This window comes from Rhizobium sp. NPDC090279 (assembly GCF_044769665.1).
Lineage (GTDB): Bacteria > Pseudomonadota > Alphaproteobacteria > Rhizobiales > Rhizobiaceae > Rhizobium.
The window spans coordinates 520,394-538,702 of the sequence record NZ_JBIVYI010000001.1; the positions used below are offsets into that span (position 1 = coordinate 520,394).

The window sequence follows — 18,309 nt, forward strand, 5'->3', positions numbered from 1 at the left end:
TCAACAGTGGCGTCTGGGGCCGAACACTGGGGGTTTTGAAGCTCATGCTTCTGAAGGATGAAGTTGAAATGCTGAAGCGCGTGCCGATTTTTTCGCGCATCGCGCCTGCGAAATTGAAACTGTTGGCGTTCACGTCGGATCGCGTTAGCTATAATGCTGGCCAAACTCTGTTCCATCAGGGCGATCAGGGCGATGCAGCCTATGTTGTTCTTTCAGGAACTGCTGATATTCTCGTCGACAGCCCGGCTGGGGAGATCAAGGTTGCTGAAGTCGATCTCAATTCCATCGTCGGCGAAATCGCCATCCTTTGCGACGTCTCCCGTACCGCGACCGTGAAGGCCACCTCGAGGCTAGAAGCGCTGAAGATCAGCAAGGAACATTTTCTGAAGTTGCTCAGCGACTTTCCAGAAATGGCCGTCGAGATCATGCGGGTTCTCGCTGATCGCCTGAACCACACGACCTCCGAACTGACGGCTGTCCGCAGCCGGTTGAGCCAGCCGCAGCCTATGTCGACGCATTGAGAAAAAGCAAAGAGATCGAGTGGTTCGGGGGAGTTGTGAAGAGCTGAACCGTTCAATATTCAGCTCTGGCCATGGCGGTATTTCGGATGTCGCGTCGCCGATGGCGATTAATACTGATTTGCTTAGCTTGTGCATTAAGACGTCGGCCATGGTTCAATGGCAAGGCCGACGTCCTGATCGTATGTTTCGCTATTTTCCGTAAGTCAGTACTGTGAACGTATTCGGGAAGAACGTGTTGGCATAGAAGGGAGAGACGGCCGTCAGGATCTTCCTGGAAGCATCGGCGCTGCCTTCGGCAGTGATGGCATAGATCGCCTTGGTTTGACGATCCATCGCCATGGTACGAACACCGGCGCGAGTGCCGAGCGTTTCCAGCGGCTTGTAATTGTCGGGGCCGTCGACCTCGAAGACGTTGAGATTGGCGCTCACGCCATTTGCAGTGAAAATACGTTTCAGATCACCGTCGTAGACGATGCTATCGGTTCCTCCCCCAATCTCAGTGCTGTAAACTATCTTGCCGCTATCTCCATCAAGTATGGCGAGAGAGGGCTTGATGGTGTCGTGCCCGCGGCAACTGATGTAGACGCGCTCGTCAGCAGCATTGACCGTCACTGCGGTCGGGTGACCGCAGACCGGGGCCGTGTCATAGGTTGCAACAATCTTTCCGACTTTGGTGTCGATCTTGTAGACTTTATCGAGATCCTGTGCTGCGAGGAAAAAGGCGGATTTGCCATCGCTATCGGCACCTTCGACCTTTTTGCTAGGCACCTTCAGACGACCGACTTCCTTGAGCGAAGGAACATCCAGCATGATCAGCTCGGTGCCGTCTTGTCCGGCGCCCATATTGAGCACCAGACGTTTGCTGACGGGATCATAATGACTGGTGTCGAGGTCCTCACCAACCTTGATCGGCGCCTGGGCCTCCAGCGTCGAGAGCTTGAACGGCGTGATCGTGCCATCCTCGTTGTTGGAAATGCCGAGATCGAATTCGGGGATAAGCACAGCGCCATCTGAACTATCGGTCGCTGTCTTATCAATCACCTTGATGACCTTGTCGGCAGCAGGATCGAAGACCTGCAAACCTTCCTTGCGATGGCCCAGGAAAACGTGATGCGTCGCTGAATCGACCGAAACATAGTCATAGCCCGAGCCCTTGCCTTCGATCGTTGTGGCGTGTTGTTGGTGCCATCCATCGAATGCGAATGCCGGCGTCATCATAATTGACGCGAGCGCAGTTGTAGAAATTGCCAAGCGCGACCTTATCATCCTATTCCTCCTGATAAGTTTGCCGTTCCCCCCCGGGCTCCGCAAATTAACAGGCGAAGCTTTCAACCAGCTTTCATCGAGGAGTCCTCGGGTGCTCATCGCACCCAAATGTCCAGCTTGATGGTTCTCGGGAGCGCGCGATTCGCCGCCTTCGACCGAGACGATCAAGCATGCAATCTATAGCGGAGCAACTGCGGAACATCTTACAATTCCATGTGTCGCCGACTGCCGAACACCACGCAAATTGAAGAAATCCCGCCATGGCTTGCCTGGCGGGCTGAACCGCTCCAAATCTGGGTTCAAGCGAGGTCCTAAATCAGTCCACGCCCTGCAAGATTGCGCATCAGATGCGACGCGCCGAAGGTCCAGGGTGGGCACTCGGTCGATAGCAGCACGCGATTTTGCAGCGATCCCAGCTTGTCGTTGGAGATGGTGACGACGTCGCCGACCTTGTGGGTGAAGCCTTGCCCGGGCGTGTCGCGGTCTTCGACGGGGGCGAAAAGCGTTCCCATGAACAGCACGAATCCATCGGGATATTGATGGTGGCGGCCGATGGTCTGGGAGACGAGGTCGAGAGGATCGCGGCTGATTTCCTTCATCGACGAGCGGCCATGCAGCACATAACCGTCCTCGCCTTCGACCTTGAGGTCGAGATCGGCATTGCGCACGTCATCGAGCGTATAGGTTTCGTCGAACAGACGGATGAAGGGCCCGATCGAGCAGGAGGCATTGTTGTCCTTGGCCTTGCCGAGCAGCAGCGCGGATCGTCCTTCGACATCGCGCAGGTTGACGTCGTTGCCGAGCGTTGCGCCTCTGACCCGGCCTTGACTATCGACGGTGAGCACGATTTCCGGCTCGGGATTGTTCCATTTGGAGATCGGATGCAGGCCGACGTCTGCGCCCGGCCCCATCGACGACATCACCTGCGACTTGGAGAAGACTTCGGCATCCGGACCGATGCCGACTTCGAGATATTGCGACCAGACGCCTTCCTCGATCAGCGCCGCCTTGACCTTGGCCGCCTCGGGAGACCCGGCCTTCAGGTTTCGCAAGCTATCGCCGATCAATGCAGTGACCTTGCCGCGGATCGCCTCGGCAAGATCCGGATTGCCGGCCGCACGTTCCTCGATGACGCGCTCGAGCATCGAGCGGGCGAAGGTGACGCCGCAGGCCTTGATCGCCTGTAGGTCAATGGGGGCGAGAAGGTGGATGGCCGAGTGATCGGCCTTGGCAGCCAGGAGAGTATCAAGTTTGGCGACGGGCTCGCCTTTCTGAGCGCGGACGAAAGCAACCGGATCGTCGCGCTCGAGAAGATCGCGCATGGTCGGCGCTTGCTTCGAGGTGATGTCGTAGAGCATGCCGTCGCGAAGGGTGACGAGGGCAGGGCCTTCCACATCCGGGCGCCAGATGCGGCCGACGAATGTTCCGGTGGTGAATGTTTCCGAGCTGGCCATGTCGTTCGTCTCCTCCAAACTGCGAGTGTTTTCTAACCCAGGCGAATGTGCTTTGCCATCGGTTATCGATGCGACATTCGCCCGCGTTTTGGATTTTCATTTTCTCCGACGCGGTAAAAATGTAAGGCCCCGCGGCAACGCCGCGAGGCCCTTGGGCCGCAAACCGGGAGAGAGTGGCTTTACGCGGCCTGAACCTTGCGATTACCGCGTGCCCATTCGGGCAGCCAGTCGCCGTGAGCGACGAGCAGTTCGTCGACCAACGACCAGATCTGGTCGAGATCGAGCTCGGCTGCCGTATGCGGGTCCATCATGGCGGCGTGATAGATGTGCTCGCGATTTTCCGTCAACAGGGCCTTCACCGTCAGTTCCTGCACGTTGATATTCGTGCGGATCAGGGCTGTCAGCTGCGGCGGCAGATCGCCGACATAGGTGGGCTGGATGCCGGAGGCATCGACGAGGCAGGCGACTTCGGCTGCACAATTGAACGGCAGCGAGGTGATGCAGCCATTGTTGCGGACGTTTCCGTAGATGACGGAGGGTTCGCCGGTCCAGACGGAGTTGATGATCGAGGAGGCATATTCCTTCGACTGCTTGACCTCGATCTTCTCGGCCGTGCGATATTCCTCTGCCTGGTTCTTCCAGCGCGCCACCTGTTCGATGCAGCGCTTCGGATATTCGTCGAGCGGAATGCCGAACTTCTCGATCAGGTCCTCGCGGCCTTCCTTGATGAAGTAGGGCGTATATTCGGCGAAATGTTCCGAGCTTTCGGTAACGAAGTAGCCAAGGCGGGTCAGCATCTCGTAGCGCACCTTGTTTGGGCAGCGCGGGTTCCAGCCGGGCTTCGGCGCCCGTCCTTCGCGATAGGCGCGGACGAGATCCGGATAAAGGTTGCGGTAGGAACCGTCGGCCTGACGATGCTCGAATTCGAGATAGAAGGCCATGTGGTTGATGCCAGCCGAGCGATAGCGGATCTCGTCATAGGGAATGTCGAGATCGTGCGCCAGTTCCATCGCCGTGCCCTGCACGGAATGGCAAAGACCGACCTGCTTGATATCAGGGAACTTCTCGCCGATCGCCCAGGTGTTGATCGCCATGGGGTTGACGTACTGCAGCATGATCGCGTTCGGGCAGACGGCGAGCATGTCCTCGCAGATCTTCCAGAGATGTGGGACCGTGCGCAGGCCGCGCATGATACCGCCGACGCCGAGCGTGTCGGCGATCGTCTGGCGAAGGCCGTACTTCTTCGGCACTTCGAAATCGGTGACGGTGCAGGGCTCGTAGCCGCCGATCTGGAAGGCGACGACGACGAAATGAGCGCCGTCCAGCGCCTTGCGCTGATCGGTGAAGGTTTCGACGGTCGCGGATGCACCGAGCGTCGAAGCGAGTTTGCGGGCAACAATCGCGCTTTCGTCCAGCCGCTGCGGATTGATGTCCATCAGCGCGATCCTGGCGCCAGCAAGTGCGGGTCGCTGCAAAACGTCGCCGATGATGTTCTTCATGAAGACGGTCGAGCCGGCGCCGATGAAGGTGATCTTGGGAGTGCCTGTCATTTCAAAGTCTCCTGATGCTATGAAGCTACGTCGAACGCCGCTCTGACGAGGCGTTCGGTGTAAGCGGTCTTGGGATGGGACAGAACCTCTTCGACCGGCCCTTCCTCCATGATCTTGCCGTGCTGCATGACGATGACGCGATGGCAAAGGGCGCGGACGACCTTGAGGTCGTGTGAGATGAAAAGGTAACTCAGGCCCCGTTCGTCCTGCAGCTTGCGCAGGAGGTCGATGATCTGGGCCTGGACGGAAAGATCGAGCGCGGAGGTCGGCTCGTCGAGCAGAATGAATTCCGGTTCGAGGGCGATGGCGCGGGCGATGGCGATGCGCTGGCGCTGGCCACCGGAAAACTCATGCGGGAAGCGCGAGAGAATGTTGGCCGGCATGCCGGCGCTGACCAGCGCTTCCTTGACGCGCTCCGACCGCTCGGCTTTGCTGGCGCCAATATTGTTGACCACCAGCCCTTCGGAAATGATCTGTCCGACGGTCATGCGCGGATTGAGCGACGAAAACGGGTCCTGGAAGACGATCTGCATGCGGGAGCGCAGCGGTCGCATCTCGGCGCGCGAGCGACCGTGGATCGGCTGTCCATCGAAGAAGATCGCGCCGCTATCGGCGTCGATCAGGCGCAGCAGCGCCTGGCCGAAGGTGGTCTTGCCGGAGCCGGATTCACCGACGAGGCCCAGCGTTTCATGGCGGCGGAGGTCGATATTCAGACTGTCGACGGCGACAAGCTCGCGCATGTCGGGCTTGAAGAAGCTGCCGTGACGCAGCATGAAGGCGACCTTGACGGCTTTACCTTCGAGCACCGTGCCGCAGTCCGGCGGCAATGGTTTCGCCCGTCCGCGCGGTTCCGACGACAGGAGGTGCTGCGTGTAGGCATGTTGCGGGTTTGCAAACAGGGCTTCAGTCGTGTTGTGCTCACGCATCTCGCCATGCTGCATCACATAGACATAGTCGGAGAACTGGCGCACGACCGTAAGGTCATGTGTGATCAGGATCACGGCCATCCCGAGCTGCTTCTGTAGGTTGCGGATGAGGTTCAGAATTTGTGCCTGCACGGTGACGTCAAGCGCCGTCGTCGGCTCGTCGGCGATCAGCACGTCGGGATCGTTGGCGAGCGCCATGGCGATCATGACGCGCTGGCGCTGGCCGCCGGACAGTTGATGCGGATACTGCTTCAGCCGCGCCTCAGGATCGGGGATCTGCACCTGTTTCAGCAGGTCGAGCGCCCGCTTCTCGGCATCGCGGCGGCTGACCTTGCGGTGAACCCGGATGGCTTCGACGATCTGGCCGCCGATCGTATAGATCGGATTGAGCGAGCTCATCGGCTCCTGGAAGATCATCGAGATGCGGTCGCCGCGCAGCTGCCGGCGCGCCCTCTCCGAAAATTTCAGCACATTCTTGCCGTCGTAGTGAACGGCGGATTTGTCCGAGACGATGGCGCGCTTGGTCAAGAGCCCCATCACCGTACGGGCTGTTACCGACTTTCCGGAGCCGGACTCACCGACGATGGCGATGGTCTCGCCGCGATAGAGCTGGAAGTTGATGTCCTTGACGGCATCGACCATGCCGTCCTCGACCTTGAATTTGACGGCGATGTTCCGGGCGTCGATGACAGGCGAGGTTGTCTTTTCGCCAATATCGTGCCTGACGTCGGGGGCGAAGGGATTGATGAGTGCAAGAGCCATATCCGTTCTCCTCTCAATAGGGATCGATCGCGTCACGCAGTCCGTCGCCGAGCGCATTGAAGGCGAAGACGGTGGCGAGAACGAAGGCGACGGGCGAGAGAATCCAGGGGTAGGAGCCGATGACCGAATAGGTTGACGTATCCTGCAGCATCAGGCCCCAGGAGATTAGCGGCGGCTTCACGGCAAAACCGAGGAAACCGAGGAAGGATTCAAGCAGAACCACGCTCGGGATGGCGAGCGTCACCGCGACGATGACATGGCTCATGACGTTCGGGAAGATATGCTGAAGAATGATGCGCCGGTCGCTTGCACCGACTGCCATCGCGGCCCGCACATATTCGATCCTTGCCAGTGCCAGGGTCTTGCCGCGAACCTCGCGCGACATCTGCGCCCAGCCGAGTGCCGACATGACGATGATGACGAAGGCGAGGAAGACGTTGGTCGGCGCCGTCACGGGGATGAGCGAGGTCAGCGCCAAGTAGAGCGGCAATTGCGGGAAGGCCAGCACCACTTCGACAAAGCGCTGTATCCAGGCATCGGTCGCGCCGCCGAAATAGCCCGAGATCATGCCGACCGTCGTGCCGACGACGGTGACGATGGCAACCACGGTCAAGGCAATCATCAGCGAGATCCGCGAGCCGTAGATGGCGCGCGACAGCACGTCCCGGCCGAATTTGTCGGTGCCGAGGAAATGCACCGGTCCGCCGTCGGTCGTGCCGAAAAGATGCCGGTCGCCGGGGATGAGGCCGAACAGATAGTAGGGAGCGCCCTTGACGAAGAAGCCGAGCGGACGCGGGTTGTCGTAATCCGGGCCGACGATCGGCTGGAACGTCACGGGGTCGAGGTCGCTGGTCTCGACCAGTGCGTAGACACGGGGCTGGAAGACGAAATTGCCGTCCTTGTCGTGAAAGCTGATGACCTGCGGCGGCGCGAAGCCGGTATCGGTTGCTTTCGGATCGAGCGGCGCGACGAATTCGGCAAAGACCGCCATCAGCAGCAGCAGGATGACGAGGGTGAGGCCGCTCATGCCGGTCCACGAGCGTTTCAGGCGCCGCCAGACCAGCGCCACGTAGCTTTCGCCGCCGCTCTTGTGCTTGATCTTTTCTTCCGGTGGCAGCGGGGAGTTGCTGAAGGCGAGCATTAGTTGATCCCTCCCTGTTGGCGCACGCGCGGATCGAGCAGGGCAAGCAGCATGTCGGCGATGATGTTGCCGATAATGAGGGTCGCCGAAAGCACCATCATGAAAGTGGCGGTGACATAGACGTCGCCGACCGCCATCGAGCCGACGATCGCCGGCCCCACTGTCGGCAGGGTAAAGATGATCGCCGTCTCGATCTCGCCGGTCAGCATGTAAGGCAGAACCACGCCCTGATACATGACCAGCGGGTGCAGCGCGTTGGGGACGGCATGGCGCATGACGACGGCGCCGCCGGAAAGGCCTTTGGCGCGCGCTGTTTCGACATATTGGGCATTCAGCGTGTCGAGCAGGTTGCCGCGCATGACGCGCATATTATAGGCAAGGCCGCCGAAGGTGGCGATGGCAACGACCGGCCAGACATGTTTGACGAGATCGACGAATTTGGCCCAGGACCAGGGCGCGCCGCCATATTGCGGCGAGAAGAAGCTGCCTATCTCCGAGACATTGAGCTGGAAAACGAGGATGTAGACGATGATCAGCGCCATCAGGAAGCGCGGCACCGTCATGCCGAGGAAGGAGATGCCAGAGAGCAGGCTGTCGATCCAGCTATATTGCCGCGTCGCCGCCCATATGCCGAAGCCGATCCCGAGAATGGATGCGAGGATATGGCAAACCAGAGCGAGGGCCAGTGTTCGCGGCAGGCGCTCGCCAACGACGTCGGCGACGGGTTTGTTATAGAACATGCTGTAGCCGAAATCGCCTCGTGTAACGATCCCGCCGACCCAGTTGACGTATTGTACGACCAGCGGTTTGTCGAGGCCATGTTCGCGGCGGTAGATCTGCGCCTGCTCGTCAGCCTGTGCGAAGGATGCACCGCCCTGGTTCATCAATTGCGAACGGATGTAATCGGCATAGTCGCCTGGCGGCGCCTTTATGATGGCGAAGGTCACCACGCTCAGGATGAAGAGCACAGGTATGGCTGAAGCTATTCGCACGAGCAGGAATCGTAACATGGGACGGTTCGCTTCTCTTGATGCTGGCGGCTGCCCCGATCCGTCGGGGGCAGCAGGCGCCGGCTGTGTTCAGTTTGACCGGCGGTCGAGCCGCCGGAATGCGTGATGCCTGGTCGGCAGCCGACGGATGGCCGGCTGCCGCAGTTGGTTGTCCGGTCGATCTTACTTGATCGGACCGGCACTGCCCGGCGCACCCGGAAGCTGCTGCGGGAACAGCTCGTACTTGCCCTGCTTGTCGGCCGCGACCCAAAGACGTTCGCGGATGATCGAGTCTTCAGCCCAGTTGAACAGGAAGATCGGCGTGCCCGGAGGAACGTTGGAGAAGCGCTTGTTGATGATCAGCGCGCCGGGATACTCTGTCAGACCGATATTGTAGAGGTGTCCGGTCGAGATCTTCTGGAACTGCTTCATCAAGGCCACGCGCTCGTCGTTATCTTTCGACGTGGTGAACTTGTTGACGATGTCGACCATGTCCTTCTCGAAGGGCATCAGATCCACCTGGCCGCCTTCCGCGGCGCGATGGTTCCAGCTGGTACGTGGGCCGACCGGAGCAAGCTGTTCGGTGTTCTGCACGACCGAGGCGAGTTCGGTGCTGTTACGCCGGACCATCCAGTCGAAACGGCCGCCGTAGTTGGCGTCGTCACGCTTCGGACCATCAAGCGCATTGATGATTACCCGAATCCCGAGCTTTTCCATCTGGGCGACGATGCCTTCGGCAAGGCTCTTGTCCGTGGTGTAGTCGTTGCTGACCAGAAGCGTGACCTCGACATCCTTGCCGCCGTTGACACCGGCCGGGAAGTTGACGATGCCGTCGCCGTCGGTGTCCTTGAGGCCGGCTTTGGCAAGCTCTGCCTTTGCCGCCGCCAGATCGAACGGGTAATAGACGGTGGAGTTGCGATCATAGAAGCTGCTGCCGGAGGACAGGCCACCCGGATAGATCGCCGTGAACGGACCCTTGACCAGCGACTCGCCGAGCGCCTTGCGGTCCAGTGCCATCGTAACGGCCTTGCGGAAATCCTCGTTGCGGTTCAGTTCGCGGACGGCTTGACCGCGTGCATCGGGATTGCCCCAGCCATTGGCGGAGAAATTCATCTGCAGGTTATAGCCGATGAGACGAGGGCCAAAGGCCAGACGCGCGGGAGCATCGGGTTGCGCGGCTCGCTTCAGCGAGGCGACGAAGTTTTCCGGCTGTTCGAGGTTCGACAGGTCGGCCGAGCCGGCGACCGCCTGCACGTCGCGGTCCGCCCAGGTCGAAAGCTTGTAGTGCAGCTCGTTGAGGTAAGGCAGCTGATTGCCCTTCTCGTCGACCTTCCAGTAGTAGGGATTGCGGCGCATGACGATGATATCGTCGGAGCGGTATTCGACCGGCACCCAGGCGCCCATGACCGGTATGTTCATATATTCCGGCGGGAAGGCGTTCTTGAACTGATCGTAGGTGTTCTTCGAATACTTCGGATGCTGCGGCTTCAGGATATGCGACGGTCCCGGGCAGAAATTCGGGTAGGCCATCGTGTAGAGATACTGTTTCGGAAAGGCATCCTTGAAAGTCCATTCGACCGTATAGTCGTCGATCTTCCTGAGCGTCGTTCCCTCGCCGAAGGCTTCCGGCGATGCGCCGCCACCGAGCGGCGAGACGTTCGGATCGATGACTTCGTCGTCCCAATAAAACATGATGTCGTCGGCGTTGAAGGGAACGCCGTCGGACCACTTCGCGCCTTCGATCAGGTGCATGGTCAGCTTATGACCGTCCGGCGACCACTCCCAGCCCTTGGCAAGGTTCGGCAACGGCTCGGTATCCTTGGCCTCGACCTGGAACAATGGCGCGGTGCGCGTCAGGCATTCGGAAAGGCCGATATCGATGCCGCCCCAGCCCTGGGTCTGACCGGCGCCATAGTTCCAGCCTTCCGGCCGGCCACCGATGACGTGGCGCAGCGTGTCGCCATAGACGCCGATGCCGTCGGGCATGTTACCGGTCTTGTAGACCAGTGGCTCTTTCGGGAGGCGATCCTTGACCGGCGGCAGCTTGCCGGTCTTGACGAAGTTATCGGTAACCCAGGCCGGCTCGTGATAGTCCGGCAGTGCCTTAAACTCCAGGATGGAGCTGCGCTCGACATATTTGATCTTTCCTTCCGCCGGGAAGACCGGTGGAACGGGTGGCACTGTCGGTTCGGCTGCGTAGGCGCTGATGGCGATTGCGGATGTGGCAATCGTCAACGCGGCTAAAAGGCCGATCGGTCGAAAATGTCTCATCTTGTTCTCTCTCCCTCTTTTGCGTGCGCTCTGTTCGAGGCGCCGCACTCCTCCAGTACGAGGGGAAATGATCGAGATGCGGCGGTTGATCTCATCCGAAATCACCGCCGCGTGCTCATTTCCCGAACTTTGCCCGCCTCAGCCGGCCTGCTTCAGCGCAGCCTTTTCGACCCGCAACTCCTCGATCGAGCGAACGTTACGGCTCGCGGCCCCCTTCCAGTCGCGCGTCTTCACCTTGCTATGCGACAGCCGGTCCTTGGCGTCTCCGATGGCGTGGGCGTATTGCGGCAGCCAGCGTGCTTGGGCGACGACCATTTCGTCGACCATCTGCCAGACCTCCTCCGGAGTGGCGATGGCACCGACCAGCGGGTCATGCAGGACGGCAAGCTTCAGAAGATCGATATCGCCGCTGATGGCGGCATGAACCGACATGCGCTGAACGTTGATCGACGAGATGCAAGTCGCCGCGCATGCCTCAGGCAGCGTAATGCCCGCCACCATGTTGATGCCGAAGCGGTCGACGAAGCCGGGCGACTCGATGATGGCATCGGCAGGCAGATTGGTGATGACGCCATTGTTTTTGACGTTGAAATGGCCGCGATAGACGCGGTTGGTTTCCAGCGCTTCCAGGATATGGCTGGCATGCTCGTTGGAGCGTCTGCTGACGTCGATCGGCTGCGAAGCGCTGTCGAGGATCTGCTGGAATTCCGTCTCGAACCAGTTGCGCGTCTCGGTGGAGTGACGCAGATAGCCACCGGTTTCGCCATGAATCCAGTCCGACATATCGATCCATTTGTTGATCTCGTCGGGGCGCTTGCGATACCAGGGCAGGTATTCGGACAGATGCCCGTTGCTCTCGGTAGAGTAGACGCCGAAGCGCTTGAGCACGTCGATGCGCAGCTTTTCCTGCTGCGAGAAGACCGGATGCGCTTCGAAGGCGGCGATCAGCTCGTCCTTGCCGATCTCGCGGCCATTGAGGCGCAGATCGACGAACCAAGTCTGGTGGTTGATGCCGGAGCAGATATAGTCGAGTTCGCTCTTGTCCTTTGCGCCGAGCACTTCGGCAATCTGTTCGGCGCCATGCTGCACGCCGTGGCAGAGACCGATCGTGTCGACCTTGCCGTATTCGATCGCCGCCCAGGTGTTCATTGCCATCGGGTTGGCGTAGTTGAGGAACTTGGCGCCTGTCTCGGCGACTTCGCGGATATCCTTGCAGAAATCGAGAATGACCGGAATGTTGCGCTGGCCGTAGAGAATGCCGCCGGCGCAGATCGTATCGCCGACGCACTGGTCGATGCCGTATTTCAGCGGGATGCGGATATCGTCCGCATAGGCTTCGAGGCCGCCGACCCGCACGCAGCTGATGATATAGCGCGCGCCTGACAGTGCCGCACGACGATCAGTCGTTGCGGTAACGCGCGTTGGCAGCTTGTTGGCTTCGACGATGCGATCGAGGATCGCCTTGATCATCGTCAGATTGTGCTCACTGACGTCGGTCAGCGCGAACTCGACATCGCGGAATTCCGGCACGCAGAGAATGTCGGTAAACAGCTTTTTCGTGAAGCCGACGCTGCCGGCACCGATAATAGCGATTTTGAAACTCATGATCCTCACCTTCAAGTCGGTCGAACAAGCAGCAACAGGGATTATGACAGCATTTTCGTCCTATGATCGCAGCAGTTGCGAGACAGGGACGAAATCGTGATTTTCCTCCATCCGCCGATCCTCTTTGGCGGGTAAGTGCTGTTTTCTGGCGGGATTATGCCTATAATCATCGAGGCGAACAGAGAACAATTATGCTTTCAAGGGTAATTTTGTGCTGCAAAATTTGATCGACAATGGACAGGTCATGCGGACGGTTTCCCTCCCGCGCGGGCGCCACCGGCTGCATGCCATGCCGACCAGCGCCGGATATGAGGTGAGGGACAACGAGACTTACGATTGGGATGGGCGGAGGCGTGGCCAGACGCCGTTTACAGTGCTGCAATACACGATCAGTGGCACCGGCCGGCTGCGCTATGAAAACCGCAATTATCGCCTGGGCGCCGGCGATACGCTGCTGGTGCTTGTCCCTCACAACCATCGCTACTGGCTGGAAAAGGGGGAGCGCTGGGAATATTTCTGGATCTCGATGAACGGTGAGGAAGCGTTGCGCATCCATCGGCTCATCCTTGCCGCCGCCGGTCCCATCCTGCGTTTGCAACAGGCGACGATCGATCACCTTGCCGATTGCAGCCTGAGGCTCATCAGGGATGCGAAGACGCCGGCTGCGGCCTCGGCGCTCGCCTACGAGGCGGCAATGGCGCTCTATGACGATGTCTTCGGCTCGCATGCTTTTGCTGCGGACCGTTCCGCCATGCAGATTGTCATCGACTATATCGGCGCCAATCTCGACAAGCCGCTGCCTGTCAGCGAGCTTGCCAGGGCAAGCGGTCTCAGCCGCGCACATTTCTCTCGTGTCTTTGCCGAGAGCGAAGGCGTGCCGCCGGCGGAATTCGTGCTGCAGCAGCGCATGCAGCGCGCCGCGAAACTCTTGACCAAGGCGGCCTTCATTCCCGTCAAGGAGGTGGCGATCATGACGGGTTTCGACGATGCCAATTACTTCTCCAAGGTGTTCCGTCGCATCTACGGCATCAATCCGACCGAGTTTCGCACGACAGGCATGTATGCCGCCGTTCGCAGTCCCAATGAGGAATCAAAGAACGGACGTAACCGTTAGCAGAGGAGATACCCTCGCTTTCCCGGAAATCTAGAATCCGCCAACCGGTCGCATTGCGCGAGCGCGGCGAGCCTGTATAGATATCGCCCCGCGGCACCATACCTGCCTTGCCGCACCCGATTTTCCAGACGACATGTCTTCGTCCCCGATGCGACGGGCTTAATCGATAGGACTGAATATGCGCTCAGTTGTTGCCTTCAACGAATCCTGGACGTTTCGCCAGGGGTTCTCTTCCGCCGATGCCGGCCGTCCGCAGGAAGGCGAGGCCGTCACATTGCCGCATACGGCTGTCGAGTTGCCCTTCAACTATTTCGACGAAAAGTCCTATCAGCGCGCCTTCACCTACCAGAAGATATTGCTTTGGGAGGAGCGGTTCGCTGAGCGCGAGGTATCGCTGGTCTTCGATGCCGCCATGGCCGATGCCGTCGTCTATCTGAACGGCGAGGAGATCGTTGCTCACAAGGATGGCTATACACCGTTCGAAGCACGTTTGACCGGCCGACTGCGACAGGGAGAAAACCTTCTCACGGTCAAGATCGATGGCAGTGAAAATCCGGAATTCCCGCCCTTCGGCGGCCGCATCGACTATCTGACCTATGCCGGCATCTATCGCGATGTCTGGCTGAAAGTTGCCGCTCCCGTATCGATCGCCAACATCAAGGTCGAAACCGGCAATGTGCTCGCCGACCTCAGGTCCGCGACCGTGCGCTGCGATTTCGCCAATCCGCAAAAGCTCGGCTTCAAGGGCATCGCAGCCGTCACACTACGCAGTCCCGACGGCACGGTCCTCGCTTCGGCACGTGGCGAAACCTCCGGCGGAAGCGTGACTGTTACGTTCGATGGTCTGGCGAATATTTCGCTTTGGGATCTCGACAATCCGGTCCTTTACACGGCCGAAGTCGAGCTTGTGACCGAGCATGGCGCTGATAACCTCACCGCCACCTTCGGCTTCCGTATGGCCACCTTTACCGCCGAGGGCTTTCTGTTGAACGGCAGGAAGCTGAAGCTGCGCGGGCTGAACCGGCATCAGGCTTTCCCCTATGTCGGTTATGCCATGGGCCGCTCGGCCCAAGAGCGTGACGCGGAAATCATGAAGCACACGCTGAAGTGCAATATTGTGCGCACCTCGCATTACCCGCAGTCGAAGTGGTTCCTGGAGCATTGCGACCGCATCGGTCTTTTGGTCTTCGAGGAAATTCCCGGCTGGCAGCATATTGGCGGCGAGGAATGGCAGCAGGAATCGATCCGCAACGTGCGCCGCATGATCGAGCGCGACTGGAACCACCCCTCGATCATCATCTGGGGTGTGCGCATCAACGAATCCCAGGATTCCCATGATTTCTACGCCGAAACCAACCGCCTTGCGCGCGAACTCGATCCAACGCGCCAGACCGGCGGCGTCCGCTACATCACCGAGAGCGAGATGCTCGAGGACGTCTACACGATGAATGATTTCATCCTCGGCAATGAGGAGCTGGCGGGCGCCAACCGGCCGCGCACGCCGTTGAGGCCCCAGCAGGAAAACACCGGTCTTTCCAGGGATGTGCCCTATCTGATCACCGAATTCGGCGGCCATATGTATCCGACGAAGATCTATGATCAGGAGCAGCGCCAAGCCGAGCATGTGCGCCGGCATCTGGAGGTTCTGAATGCCGCCTATGGCGATCCGTCGATCTCCGGCGCCATAGGCTGGTGCATGTTCGACTATAATACCCATAGCGATTTCGGCTCGGGCGACCGCATCTGCTACCACGGCGTCATGGACATGTTCCGCGAGCCGAAATTCGCGGCTTACGCCTATGCCAGCCAGTGCGAGCCATCTGAAGAGATCGTCATGAGGCCGGTGACGATCTGGGCGCGCGGCGAGCGCAATATCGGCGGCGCCTTGCCGCTCCTTGTGTTGACCAATTGCGATGAGGTCGAGCTTCGTTATGGCTCGTTGACCAAGCGCCTCGGGCCGGACCGGGAGACTTTTCCGCATCTGCCGCATCCGCCAGTTGTTTTCGATCACCGTTCCTTCACGCCGGATGAACTGGGCGTATGGGGGATGGAGTGGGAGGATGTGCGCTTCACCGGCTATATCGGCGGCAAGGCGGTCGTCGAGCAGCATATGGTCGCCGATCCACTCCCGACCTTGCTTCAGATCGAAGCGGATGCCGATACCTTGCGGGCAGGCGATCGCGACACGGTCCGCGTCATCGTGCGTGCGCTCGATCAGGCCGGCTCGCGTCTGGCTTTCCTCAATGAGGCCATCACGATCAAGATCGATGGCCCGGCCAAGGTCATCGGCCCGGAAACGGTCGCATTCCAGGGCGGAACCACGGGCTTCTGGCTGCAGGCAACCGGAGAGCTCGGCACGATCAGGCTCGAAGTCGCGTCACCGCGCTTCGCCAGCCAAAGCGTCAGCTTAACCGCAAAATAAGGGAGCGGCCGGCTCCCGCCCTGTCAGGCGACCGAGCCGGCGATTTCTCCCGTAGTTTGCGGGATCGACTGCAACAGCGTCTGCCGTGCCGAGGCAAGGTGAATGCGGCAGGCGGCATCGATCCGTTGCGGGTCCCGCGATTGCAGCGCTTCGATATAGTCGAGATGCTCGGCGACAGCGCGGGCGTTGCGTTCGCGGGCAAACGCCTTGTTCCACTGAAAATGATAGTGAAACACGATCGCGATGACATCGTAGAAATCGGCAATGAAGCGGTTCTTCGAGGCGCGGTGAATGAGAAGATGAAACTTCTCATCGAGACGCGAGAAATCGCGGTAGTGCGCGTCGAAGTCCTTCAAAAGCTCGTGATGTTCCCGTTCGATCGCCTTCAGATCGTCCCAGGCCCGATGATTGGCGGGCAAGCGGCCGAACTCGGCGGCGGAATGCAGCTCGAACATTTCGCGCACGTCGGCGAGCTCGAGCGCGAACTCGCTGGTAAAGCCCTTCAGTATCCAGTGGCTGTTCGGGCGCTTCTCGATCAAGCCGAAGCGGCTGAAACGGATCAGAAATTCGCGCACGACGGAGGTGCCGGTGCCGATCTCGCGCGCCAGTTCCAGCTCGTTGATCTGCATGCCGGGCTGGGCTTCGTCGGACATGATGCGCATCATGAAGCTGCGCTCGATGATGTCATGCAGTGAATCGGTCTCTTCCTTGGGGAAGAAATCGGCCTCTGTCGGCCGTCGCAGAACCGTTTTCTGCCGTTTGTTCCAGAGAATGATGCCGGCGTCACTTAGACGCATCAGGATCGCTCGCGCCGTGCTGCGGCTGACGCCGAGTTCGGCAGCGATATCAGGCTCGCTCGGCAGCTCGGTATCGGGCTTCAGGCGCGCCGCGTAGCGATTATACGCCTCCTTGAAGAGCGTGTTTTGCCTTGCCATTTCCCCCCTCGCGTATCGTCGCCGCTCTTTACCGGCGGCGCTGTCTGAACCATGATCGAATGGCAGTCAATTGCAGGAGTGTTGACGGAACCGTCCCGACCACTTTCCTCCTCGGCGGCTGGCGATTTCCTCGTTGACACCAAAATGTTTATTGTAGATAAAAAACAAAATCAATTGGCGACGGATGGGAGTTTCCGTAAACGCCGATAAGCAGTGAGGAGGTGGGAATTGCCTCACCCCTGCGATAGATATGACGCAGCATGACGATGGCGACTCCGTCGAGCCGTATGCGACGGAATTGAAATGACAGTCATCACAAGGGAGAGGTGATGAAGACGAGAACAATCGGCAAGACGGGCCTTGAGGTCACAGAAATCGGCTTTGGTACGGCAGCGCTGGGCGGGTTTTATCGCACATGCCCTCGCGATCAGGCGATGGCGACCTTGCAAGCGGCCTGGGATAGCGGCATCCGCTATTTTGATGTCGCGCCGTGGTATGGCATGGGCCTTTGCGAGCACCGTCTTGGCGAGTTCCTGCGCGACAAGCCGGACGACAGCTACGTACTTTCGACCAAGGTCGGACGGCTGCTGCGGCCGGTGCCGAGTGACAAGGTGCCGGACTACGGCTATGTCGATGCGCTGCCGTTTGATGTCGATTACGATTATTCCTATGATGGCATCATGCGGTCGGTGGAGTTCAGCTATGCGCGCCTGGGACTTAATCGCATCGATATTCTCTACGTTCACGATATCGGCGGCTACACCCACGGCAAGGTCCTTAACCAGCGTTACCTCGGACAGCTTCTCGAGTCCGGGCTGAAGGCGCTGGAAGAGTTGAAATCGTCAGGTACGATCAAGGCCTACGGCCTCGGCGTCAACGAGGTGGAAGTCTGCCTTGATGTCATGCATGCCGCCGATATCGACTGTATCTTGCTTGCGGGGCGCTACACGCTGCTGGACCGTTCGGCCGTTGCCGATCTGCTGCCGCTTTGCGAGAAGAAGGGAACGTCGCTCGTCGTAGGCGGCGTCTTCAATTCCGGGATTTTGGCGACAGGCTCCGTACCCGACGCGCATTTCGACTATCTGCCGGCAACGGCTGAGGTTTTGGCCAAGGTCGGGACGATGGAGGAGATCGCCCGCAAGCACGGCATACCACTTGCTCAGCCGGCGCTTCAGTTCCCGTTGCGCAATCCAAGTGTCGCCTCGGTGCTGATCGGCACGGCGAAGCCGGAAAGTCTTGTCCGCAACATGCAGCTGATGGAGCCACGGCTTCCCGACAGCCTCTACGCGGAATTCGAAGGATTGACCCTGGTTGCGCCACCGTTGGGAGACGAGGCGGTTCGGGTCTAATAGA

Annotated in this window: 13 protein-coding genes; 4 read left to right on the forward strand and 9 right to left on the reverse strand. The window is 59.6% G+C overall.

Going from position 1 to position 18,309, the window contains the following annotated elements:
• Positions 1-44 precede the first annotated feature (44 nt).
• Positions 45-521, forward strand: a complete 477-nt coding sequence (locus ACIQWP_RS02365) for a cyclic nucleotide-binding domain-containing protein (protein WP_402781749.1) — start codon at positions 45-47, stop codon at positions 519-521.
• Between the two features lie 189 nt (positions 522-710).
• On the opposite strand, the gene ACIQWP_RS02370 is transcribed toward ACIQWP_RS02365, so the two are convergent.
• From ACIQWP_RS02370 to ACIQWP_RS02405, 8 genes are all read right to left on the reverse strand, one after another.
• Complete coding sequence (locus ACIQWP_RS02370; RefSeq protein ID WP_402781752.1) at positions 711-1,787, reverse strand: YncE family protein; 1,077 nt, start codon at positions 1,785-1,787, stop codon at positions 711-713.
• Between the two features lie 311 nt (positions 1,788-2,098).
• On the reverse strand, positions 2,099-3,241 hold the full coding sequence (locus ACIQWP_RS02375; RefSeq protein ID WP_402781755.1) for a fumarylacetoacetate hydrolase family protein: 1,143 nt from the start codon (positions 3,239-3,241) through the stop codon (positions 2,099-2,101).
• Positions 3,242-3,420: 179 nt separating this feature from the next.
• Positions 3,421-4,791 carry an alpha-glucosidase/alpha-galactosidase gene (locus ACIQWP_RS02380; RefSeq protein ID WP_402781758.1) on the reverse strand — a complete coding sequence of 457 codons (1,371 nt, stop codon included), beginning with the start codon at positions 4,789-4,791 and terminating at the stop codon, positions 3,421-3,423.
• A 17-nt stretch (positions 4,792-4,808) separates the two neighbouring features.
• On the reverse strand, positions 4,809-6,479 hold the full coding sequence (locus tag ACIQWP_RS02385) for an ABC transporter ATP-binding protein (protein WP_402781761.1): 1,671 nt from the start codon (positions 6,477-6,479) through the stop codon (positions 4,809-4,811).
• 13 nt (positions 6,480-6,492) lie between these two features.
• The gene (locus ACIQWP_RS02390; protein ID WP_402781764.1) at positions 6,493-7,620 is read right to left on the reverse strand and encodes an ABC transporter permease; all 1,128 of its coding nucleotides are present in this window, start codon (positions 7,618-7,620) and stop codon (positions 6,493-6,495) included.
• Positions 7,620-8,630, reverse strand: a complete 1,011-nt coding sequence (locus tag ACIQWP_RS02395) for an ABC transporter permease (protein WP_402781767.1) — start codon at positions 8,628-8,630, stop codon at positions 7,620-7,622. The genes ACIQWP_RS02390 and ACIQWP_RS02395 overlap by 1 nt, the downstream gene beginning before the upstream one ends.
• A gap of 162 nt (positions 8,631-8,792) precedes the next feature.
• Complete coding sequence (locus ACIQWP_RS02400; RefSeq protein ID WP_402781770.1) at positions 8,793-10,880, reverse strand: ABC transporter substrate-binding protein; 2,088 nt, start codon at positions 10,878-10,880, stop codon at positions 8,793-8,795.
• 138 nt (positions 10,881-11,018) lie between these two features.
• Complete coding sequence (locus tag ACIQWP_RS02405; protein WP_402781773.1) at positions 11,019-12,485, reverse strand: alpha-glucosidase/alpha-galactosidase; 1,467 nt, start codon at positions 12,483-12,485, stop codon at positions 11,019-11,021.
• A gap of 211 nt (positions 12,486-12,696) precedes the next feature.
• On the opposite strand from ACIQWP_RS02405, the gene ACIQWP_RS02410 reads away from it, so the two are divergent.
• Positions 12,697-13,599, forward strand: a complete 903-nt coding sequence (locus tag ACIQWP_RS02410; protein WP_402781776.1) for an AraC family ligand binding domain-containing protein — start codon at positions 12,697-12,699, stop codon at positions 13,597-13,599.
• 178 nt (positions 13,600-13,777) lie between these two features.
• Positions 13,778-16,021, forward strand: coding sequence for a glycoside hydrolase family 2 protein (locus ACIQWP_RS02415; protein ID WP_402781779.1), 2,244 nt, complete (start codon positions 13,778-13,780; stop codon positions 16,019-16,021).
• A gap of 23 nt (positions 16,022-16,044) precedes the next feature.
• Here ACIQWP_RS02415 and ACIQWP_RS02420 read toward each other — a convergent pair whose 3' ends face one another.
• Entirely contained in the window at positions 16,045-16,956 is a 912-nt protein-coding gene (locus ACIQWP_RS02420; protein WP_402781782.1) for a GntR family transcriptional regulator, read from the reverse strand.
• Positions 16,957-17,285: 329 nt separating this feature from the next.
• On the opposite strand from ACIQWP_RS02420, the gene ACIQWP_RS02425 reads away from it, so the two are divergent.
• A complete protein-coding gene (locus tag ACIQWP_RS02425) occupies positions 17,286-18,305 on the forward strand; it encodes an aldo/keto reductase (RefSeq protein ID WP_402781785.1) in 1,020 nt (339 codons plus the stop codon).
• Positions 18,306-18,309 lie beyond the last annotated feature (4 nt).

Coding starts and splice junctions, on each gene's coding strand:
- ACIQWP_RS02365 (WP_402781749.1), top strand. CDS start 45: ATGCTTCTGAAGGATGAAGTTGAAATGCTGAAGCGCGTGCCGATTTTT.
- ACIQWP_RS02370 (WP_402781752.1), bottom strand. CDS start 1,787: ATGATAAGGTCGCGCTTGGCAATTTCTACAACTGCGCTCGCGTCAATT.
- ACIQWP_RS02375 (WP_402781755.1), bottom strand. CDS start 3,241: ATGGCCAGCTCGGAAACATTCACCACCGGAACATTCGTCGGCCGCATC.
- ACIQWP_RS02380 (WP_402781758.1), bottom strand. CDS start 4,791: ATGACAGGCACTCCCAAGATCACCTTCATCGGCGCCGGCTCGACCGTC.
- ACIQWP_RS02385 (WP_402781761.1), bottom strand. CDS start 6,479: ATGGCTCTTGCACTCATCAATCCCTTCGCCCCCGACGTCAGGCACGAT.
- ACIQWP_RS02390 (WP_402781764.1), bottom strand. CDS start 7,620: ATGCTCGCCTTCAGCAACTCCCCGCTGCCACCGGAAGAAAAGATCAAG.
- ACIQWP_RS02395 (WP_402781767.1), bottom strand. CDS start 8,630: ATGTTACGATTCCTGCTCGTGCGAATAGCTTCAGCCATACCTGTGCTC.
- ACIQWP_RS02400 (WP_402781770.1), bottom strand. CDS start 10,880: ATGAGACATTTTCGACCGATCGGCCTTTTAGCCGCGTTGACGATTGCC.
- ACIQWP_RS02405 (WP_402781773.1), bottom strand. CDS start 12,485: ATGAGTTTCAAAATCGCTATTATCGGTGCCGGCAGCGTCGGCTTCACG.
- ACIQWP_RS02415 (WP_402781779.1), top strand. CDS start 13,778: ATGCGCTCAGTTGTTGCCTTCAACGAATCCTGGACGTTTCGCCAGGGG.
- ACIQWP_RS02420 (WP_402781782.1), bottom strand. CDS start 16,956: ATGGCAAGGCAAAACACGCTCTTCAAGGAGGCGTATAATCGCTACGCG.
- ACIQWP_RS02425 (WP_402781785.1), top strand. CDS start 17,286: ATGAAGACGAGAACAATCGGCAAGACGGGCCTTGAGGTCACAGAAATC.